We start from the raw sequence: 7,040 nt of genomic DNA, 5'->3' as shown, positions 1-7,040 counted from the left end.
GTCGTCCTCTGTCATCTTCGTGCTCATGTCGACCTCCAATCAGTCGACATCCCATGAATCAGACAACGCTCAGCCGGGGAATCCCATTTCTTCAAACTGCGGCAATCCGTCCACACCGCCTAGTGTGCCCGGCGATGTTTCATATTCTCCATTCGGGCGATCCCGTTGGGTTTATATTGCAAGCGGCGAGAGGACGATGAGAAACCGTAAGCCTCGGAGGCTAGAGCGACGTCAGTCCTTGAGGAAGGGAGCCGCTTTAAAATAAACTATTGAGTATGGGATAACTCCCACGCCGCCCATAAAGACAACAGCCTTTGCCATCGCCGAATAAAAAAGTGTAAAACCTCCAACCCAAATGTAGCAATAAGCCTCGTACACGCAGTTTCTGGATTTAAAATACGGATCATCGACTATGTCTGGATCAAATCCGCCCCAGCCGAAATAGACAGAGGCAGACATTAAGAGAAGAACGATCAGTATAAAAAAAACATGCCAGCTTCGCATACTGCGTCCGCGTTGACGATAGTGATTTACATTGGCAGCAAATTCGTCAACTGGCAAATATAGAACATAGAAAAACACAACCACGCTGCTTGCCAAGGCAGCCAGCAAAAACGCTGAAGTGACGACTTGGCCTTGAAGAATAATTTCAGGTGGATAGTCGATAGTTCCGAGCCGCCGTACTGATGGAAAGAGGAATTCACCCAGGTAGACAACGGCCTGTTTTGTCTTGTTAACAAATGGAAGACGCAATGTGGTGTGGGTTGCCGCAACGGCAATAGTCACTGCTGGCCACCAAAAAAGCAGCAAAAGCGACGCCGCTCGAGCTCCCTGTTTCTTAACGTAGGCGCCCGGTTCCGCTTCCTTCTTTTCTGCATCTGGTCGCGCAGCCTGAAAAACGGAAGCAATCATGACTCCTAAGCCCAGGAAAACAGTGACCGTTATGCTCAGCGCGGTCGTATTGTCTTTGATGCCCCATACCGGAAGCAGTATCAAACCGGCGAATCCTAGCCTTCTGAATACCTTGCCCAACGCTCTACAACCTCAGATGTATTTTCCCTTATGATCTGAGGCAAAGACGCTGCAAAAAGCAACCCGGTCTTGATGAAGACACCTTGAGAGCGGCCGTTCTGACGAGAGAGAACTCACACCGTCGCGATGCCCAAATTCTTGCCGGTGAGCTTGGAAAGCTGCTGCATGCGGCCTTCGACGCGTTCGCCGATGAAATCGGCATATTGGGCCGGCACCACCAGTTCGAGGTCGACATTGCTGTCCTTGCCGGGGAGGAAATCGAGCGCGCCGACAATGCCCGGCATCGAGGCGGAGAACAGATAGGCGACGCGCAGCAGCCCGCCCAGCAGTTTGGCGCGTTCGATCAGCTCCGGCGTGGCGATGGTGCCGAGACCATTGGTGTGGTCGTCGTCGCGCAGGCCCTCGAAGCGGTAGTAGTTCGCAAGCGCGATAAAGGCGCGGCCGGGATGGGTAATGCCCGTCAGCGAGGAATGCGCGATCACGTTCAGCGATTGCGGCCCGCGAAAATCGGGATGGGCGCGCCAGCTGATATCGGCCAGAAGACAGGCGGCCTGCCGGTAGCGCGCCTCCTCCGGCGTTTCCTCGATGCCGAAACGGCGCAGCATCAGACCGGTCCAGGCGGCAATCTCAGCGGCGTGCTTGGGAGAACGCGCGCGCAACAGCGCCAGCTGCCGGGCCGCAACCAGAAGCGGGTCCTGCTGCTGATCCTCGCTGCTGAGCAGCGAATACAGCAGCCCCTCGCGCACCCCTTGCGCGGAAAAACAGATCGACTTCGGTTCCATGATGCTCAGCACCTCGCGCATGGCGATGGCGCCGAAGGGGAGAAGCATGCGGCGATTCTTGGAAACGGCCTGCCAGGCCGGGTCCTTCTGTTCCTCGTCCTCGCCGATCCGGTCGAGGAAAGACATCATCTCCTCATAGCCGATCTCGTAGCCCTGCATCATGGTCAGCGGATAGCCGGTCATTTCCATGTGCAGGCGGGCGATGTTACGCCAAGTGCCGCCGACGGCATAAAAGGTGCGGCCGCGTCCCTTTTCGAGGAAGCCCACCTTCTTGACCTGTTTCTTGGCGAAATTGCGCGCCTTTGTCAGCGAGCCTTCCGACAATTCGGACAACCGGATACCGCCGAGCGGCAGGGTGATGCCGTCGCCATAGGTCTTGTCCTTGATATCGATGAGTTCGAGTGAGCCGCCGCCGAGGTCGCCGGCGATACCGTCGGGCTGATAGAAGCCGCTGATGATGCCGTAGGCGGAATAAAGCGCCTCCTCGCGCCCCGTCAGAACGCGGATTTCCTGGCCGAGGATTTCTTCGGCAGCGGCGATGAAAGCCGGACCGTTCTCGGCCTCGCGGGCCGCCGCCGTCGCAAGCACGTGCATGGTGACGGAACGGGCCTGAACGGCAAGGGCCTTGAAGCGCTTGAGCGCGCGGAGCGCGCGCTCGACCCCTTCCTCGTTCATCTTGCCGGTAGCGGCGATGCCGCGCCCGAGGCCGCAGAGAACCTTCTCGTTGAAAAGCACCGTCGGCGCGCGCGACAGGCCCTCATAGATGACGATGCGAACCGAGTTTGACCCGATATCGACCACGGAGACAGGGTTGATGCCCGGAAGGCGCCCCTGTGCTTCTGATTCGACCATAAATTACCGGCTTATTTATTGTGGCCGGACAACAGCCCGGCGATGAGCTTCGGCGCACTCGACTTCAGGGCTTCACCACGGCCGGAAAGGCTCGGATTGGTCATGAAGTACTCCTGCGCGTTGAACGGTTCCTCACCCTCGCGCGGCTCCACCCGTCGCGAGGTTCCGTCGGGCAGTATCTCGTAGCTCTGCTGGTTGTCAATGATATTGCCCAGCATGATCTGCGAAAGCACCTGCTCATGCACAGTCGGATTGGTCAGCGGCACGATGGTTTCCACGCGCCTGTCGAGATTGCGCGGCATCAGATCGGCCGAGCCGACATAGACATGCGCGTTTTCCGACGGGAGGCCGTGGCCGTTGCCGAAGCAGTAGATGCGGGAATGTTCGAGGAAGCGACCGACGATCGACTTGACCCGGATATTTTCCGAAAGTCCCGGCACCTGCGGACGCAGGCAGCAGATGCCGCGCACCACGAGATCGATCTGCACGCCCTCGCCGCTGGCGCGGTAGAGCGCATCGATGATCTTCGGGTCGACGAGCGAGTTCATCTTCATCCAGATTGCGCCCGGCAGGCCGTTCCTGACGTGCTCAATCTCCTCCTCGATATGCTGGAGGATGCGCGGGCGCATGGTCTTCGGCGAAACGGCCAGCTTCATGTTCTGCTCGAGCTCGCCATAACCGGTGATGAAGTTGAACACTTCCGCCACGTCATGGGCGATCTTCGGATCGCAGGTGAAATAGGACAGGTCGGTATAGATCTTGGCGGTGATCGGATGGTAGTTGCCGGTGCCCATATGGCAATAGGTTCTGAGGTTGCCATCCTCGCGGCGCACCACCATGGACAGCTTTGCATGGGTCTTCAGCTCGATGAAGCCGAAGACAACCTGAACGCCTGCGCGTTCAAGGTCCCGCGCCCAACGGATGTTCGCTTCCTCGTCGAAGCGCGCTTTCAGCTCCACAAGTGCGGTCACCGACTTGCCGGCCTCCGCCGCATCGATCAGCGCGCGCACGATCGGGCTGTCGTTCGAGGTGCGGTAAAGCGTCTGCTTGATGGCGAGCACATTCGGGTCGCGGGCCGCCTGGATCAGGAACTGGACGACCACATCGAAGGATTCGTAAGGGTGGTGAACGACGAAATCCTTCTCGCGGATCGCGGCGAAACTGTCGCCGACATGCTCGCGCACGCGCTCTGGGAAGCGCGGGTTGAAGGACTTGAACAGAAGGTCGGGACGCGGCGCCTTGGTAATTTCCGACAGCGTGTTGAGCGCCAGAAGGCCCGGCAGAACGGCAACGCGATCTTCCGGCACGCCGAGCTCGTGGATGACGAAATGGCGCAGCGACGCCGGCATTTCCGAGTCGGTCTCGATGCGGATCACCGAACCGCGCCGACGCTGCTTCAGCGCCGTCTCAAAATAACGCACAAGATCTTCGGCCTCTTCCTCAAGCTCGATATCGCTGTCGCGGATGACGCGGAAGGTGCCGTGGCCCTGCACTTCGTAGCCCGGATAAAGCCGGTGGATGAACATGCCGATCACATCTTCCAGCGTGATGTAGCGGATCGCGCCGTCAAGATCCGGCATGCGCACGAACCGGTTCATGGAGGGCGGCAGGCGCAGCAGCGCATTCATCGGCTCGCGACCGTGACGGCTGACAAGCTGCAGCCCCATGGAAAAGCCGAGATTGGGAATGAAGGGGAAGGGATGGGCCGGATCGATGGAGAGCGGCGTCAGGACCGGGAAGATGCCCTGCTCGAATTCATTGGTCAGCCAGGCACGGTCCTCATCCGTCAGCACGGTCGGCCTGATAATCATGACGCCTTCATTCGCCATATATTGCTGCAGCACGGCAAGGGCTGCCTGCTGCTCCATCTGAAGGTTGTCGATTTCGCGCAGGATATCGGAAAGCTGCTCGGCCGGCGTCTTGCCGTCGGCAGACAGCATGGTAACGCCCTGGCGCACCTGGCCCTCGAGACCAGCGACACGCACCATGAAGAACTCGTCGAGATTGGCCGCCGAAATCGACAGGAATCGGACGCGCTCTAACAACGGATGGGCCGGATTGAGCGTTTCCTCCAGAACCCGCCGGTTGAACTGAAGCCAGGAAAACTCACGGTTGATGAACCGCTCCGGGCTCCGGCTCAGGTCCTCGGCACCGTTGAGATCGCTTGCACCATCCATATGCGACGACAGATTTTCCATGATTTCAGCTCTTCCCTCTCATAGGCCTGGACACGATTTGCGGCGGGCCGCATCGGCGAGCCCGCTCTTCCTGCCGGACTATCCGAATTTGGCAACGAAACTGTGACAGGCGGCCAGAGTTGCGCAGTTTACAGGCGCTTGCAAGCACGCGCTTGCGTTTTTCGCAGGTGCGATGACGAGCCGTTTACACTGTTGCATTTTCGCGCCGGGCAAGAACCTCGGCGGCCAGTGCGCGCGTAATCCGCCGCCCGCGCGAAAGCGCGAGCCGGTCGATCTCATCGACGATCTGGCAGGCGCTGTCCAGCGACCGCTCCATGCGCGAGACAAGGTAGGACACGACGCGAGAATCCACCTCAAGTTGCCGGTCGGCGAACAGCTTGAAGATGACCTGCTCGAGAAGTTGATCGTCCGGCGCGCCGATTTCGACCACGGTCGCCGCCAGCAGCCGCGAGCGCAGATCGGCAAGCGCAACGGGCCAGAGGCCGGGTAGGTCACGCGCGGTGATCAGCAGGCTACCGCCGTTCTGGCGCACCGTGTTGATCAGATGAAAAAGCGCCGTCTCGTCAAAACCCGCGCGGTCGGCGTCCTCGAACAGGAAGGCGCCCTGACGATAGGGCACGGGCCGGCCGTTGCGCAGATTGTCGGTCACGTCCCGCGCCTGGCTCATCCCCCTCCAGATGGTGGCAAGGTGGCTCTTTCCCGAACCCGGCGGGCCGACCAGCACGACCATCGGCCCGCGCCAGTCCGGCCAGCGGTCGACGAGATCGACGGCGGGCGCGATCGAGGCCGAGACGAGAAGGTGCTCCCGGTCCGCGACGGGATCATGGCCAAGGGCCAGCGGCAGCTGAACGGTTTCGGTCTTCCTGGCCACGGCTCAGCCTTCTTCTTCCTTCACCGGCGTTGGCTCGTCGGTGTGGTGCTCGATCCCGTCCCAGTAGAGATCGCTGGTGAGATAGCGGTCGATGGCAAAGCGCACCAGCACGCCGACGGCGGCGGCCACCGGCACGGCAACGAGCAGGCCGACAAAGCCGAACAGCACGCTGAAGGCAAACAGGGCAAACATCAGCCAGACCGGATGAAGCCGCACGCTGCCGCCGACAAGTTTCGGCTGCAGGATGTTGCCTTCCAGGAACTGGCCGAACAGATAGATGCCGAAGACCAGCGCGATCATCCAGAAATCCGGCCAGAACTGGAACATGGCAACCCCCATGGACAACACGAGGCCGGATGTGGAGCCAAGATAGGGAATGAAGCTGACGAAACCGGCGAAAAGCCCGATCAGCGCGCCAAAATTGAGCCCGGCAAGGCTGAGCGCCACGGCATAATAGACGCCGAGGATCAGGCAGAGTGAGCCCTGCCCGCGCACGAAGCCCGAAATCACGCTGTTGATCTCGCGGGCGAGATAGCGCACGTCGTCGACCTGGCCGCGCGGAATCCACTGGTCGACCTTGGCGACCATCCGGTCCCAGTCGAGCAGGAGGTAAAAGGCGATCACCGGCGCCAGCACCACGAAGGAGACGACGTTGACGACGGCCATCGACGAGCTCCAGATGCTGCCGAACAGCGAGCCGGCGATGGAGGCGCCGCCTGACAGCATCTTCCCGACATTTTCGCTGAGATCGGTCAGCTGGCCGTTCGCCCAATCCACCAGCTTGCTCAATTGCGTCGTCTGTACATAGTGCTCCAGCGCAGCGATATATTTCGGGAATTGCTGGACCACCTCGGAGGCCTGCGAAACCAGAAGCGGAATGATGAGCAGCAGGACCGCGATGACGACGATCAGGAAGGTCAGCATGATCGTGGTTGTTGCCCACAGCCGGTTCATGCCGATCTTTTCCAGCCGGTCGGCGACCGGATCAAGGAAATAGGCAAGCGCCATGCCCGCCACGAAGGGCAAGAGAATGCTGCGGAACACATAAAGAAAGAGCGCCACGAAGGCGGCGAACAGGAGCCAGAAAATGACCTGTCTTCGAAGGCCTGCGCCGCTGATGCGTCTCGTCATTCACCACACTCCGTCGCAGGCAATGCTCGGTCGTCGAAAAAGCGATTGCCGTTCCTGTTGATCAAACCTCGTCCGGCCGGAACCCTGTCTCGGACAATTCAGGGATTACCGGCGCGCTTTGTTTGTTGGGCATTGCGGCTGCAGCGTCAAGGCCGAAGAATGGGGGGAAACAGT

The 7,040-nt window shown here is 59.9% G+C and carries 5 protein-coding genes; all 5 read right to left on the bottom strand.

Annotated elements, in window-relative coordinates; all coding sequences use genetic code 11:
- Positions 1-231: 231 nt before the first annotated feature.
- The gene (locus FF124_RS05075; RefSeq protein ID WP_138747387.1) at positions 232-1,032 is read right to left on the bottom strand and encodes a hypothetical protein; all 801 of its coding nucleotides are present in this window, start codon (positions 1,030-1,032) and stop codon (positions 232-234) included.
- Positions 1,033-1,145: 113 nt separating this feature from the next.
- On the bottom strand, positions 1,146-2,666 hold the full coding sequence (gene ppx / locus FF124_RS05070; protein ID WP_138747386.1) for an exopolyphosphatase: 1,521 nt from the start codon (positions 2,664-2,666) through the stop codon (positions 1,146-1,148).
- Between the two features lie 11 nt (positions 2,667-2,677).
- Positions 2,678-4,864, bottom strand: coding sequence for an RNA degradosome polyphosphate kinase (locus FF124_RS05065; RefSeq protein ID WP_138747385.1), 2,187 nt, complete (start codon positions 4,862-4,864; stop codon positions 2,678-2,680).
- Between the two features lie 184 nt (positions 4,865-5,048).
- Entirely contained in the window at positions 5,049-5,735 is a 687-nt protein-coding gene (gene hdaA / locus FF124_RS05060) for a DnaA regulatory inactivator HdaA (protein WP_138747384.1), read from the bottom strand.
- 3 nt (positions 5,736-5,738) lie between these two features.
- Positions 5,739-6,866 carry an AI-2E family transporter gene (locus FF124_RS05055; protein WP_138747383.1) on the bottom strand — a complete coding sequence of 376 codons (1,128 nt, stop codon included), beginning with the start codon at positions 6,864-6,866 and terminating at the stop codon, positions 5,739-5,741.
- Between the last annotated feature and the right edge of the window lie 174 nt (positions 6,867-7,040).

The sequence above is a fragment of the Martelella lutilitoris genome (assembly GCF_005924265.1).
GTDB classification, from domain to species: Bacteria; Pseudomonadota; Alphaproteobacteria; order Rhizobiales; family Rhizobiaceae; genus Martelella; species Martelella lutilitoris.
The sequence above is the reverse complement of the archived record's forward strand: the minus strand, read 5'-3'. Positions and strand labels throughout refer to the sequence as shown.

Excerpts from the sequence above, each read along its gene's own strand:
- ppx (WP_138747386.1), bottom strand. The coding sequence starts at position 2,666 with ATGGTCGAATCAGAAGCACAGGGGCGCCTTCCGGGCATCAACCCTGTC.
- FF124_RS05065 (WP_138747385.1), bottom strand. The coding sequence starts at position 4,864 with ATGGAAAATCTGTCGTCGCATATGGATGGTGCAAGCGATCTCAACGGT.
- FF124_RS05055 (WP_138747383.1), bottom strand. The coding sequence starts at position 6,866 with ATGACGAGACGCATCAGCGGCGCAGGCCTTCGAAGACAGGTCATTTTC.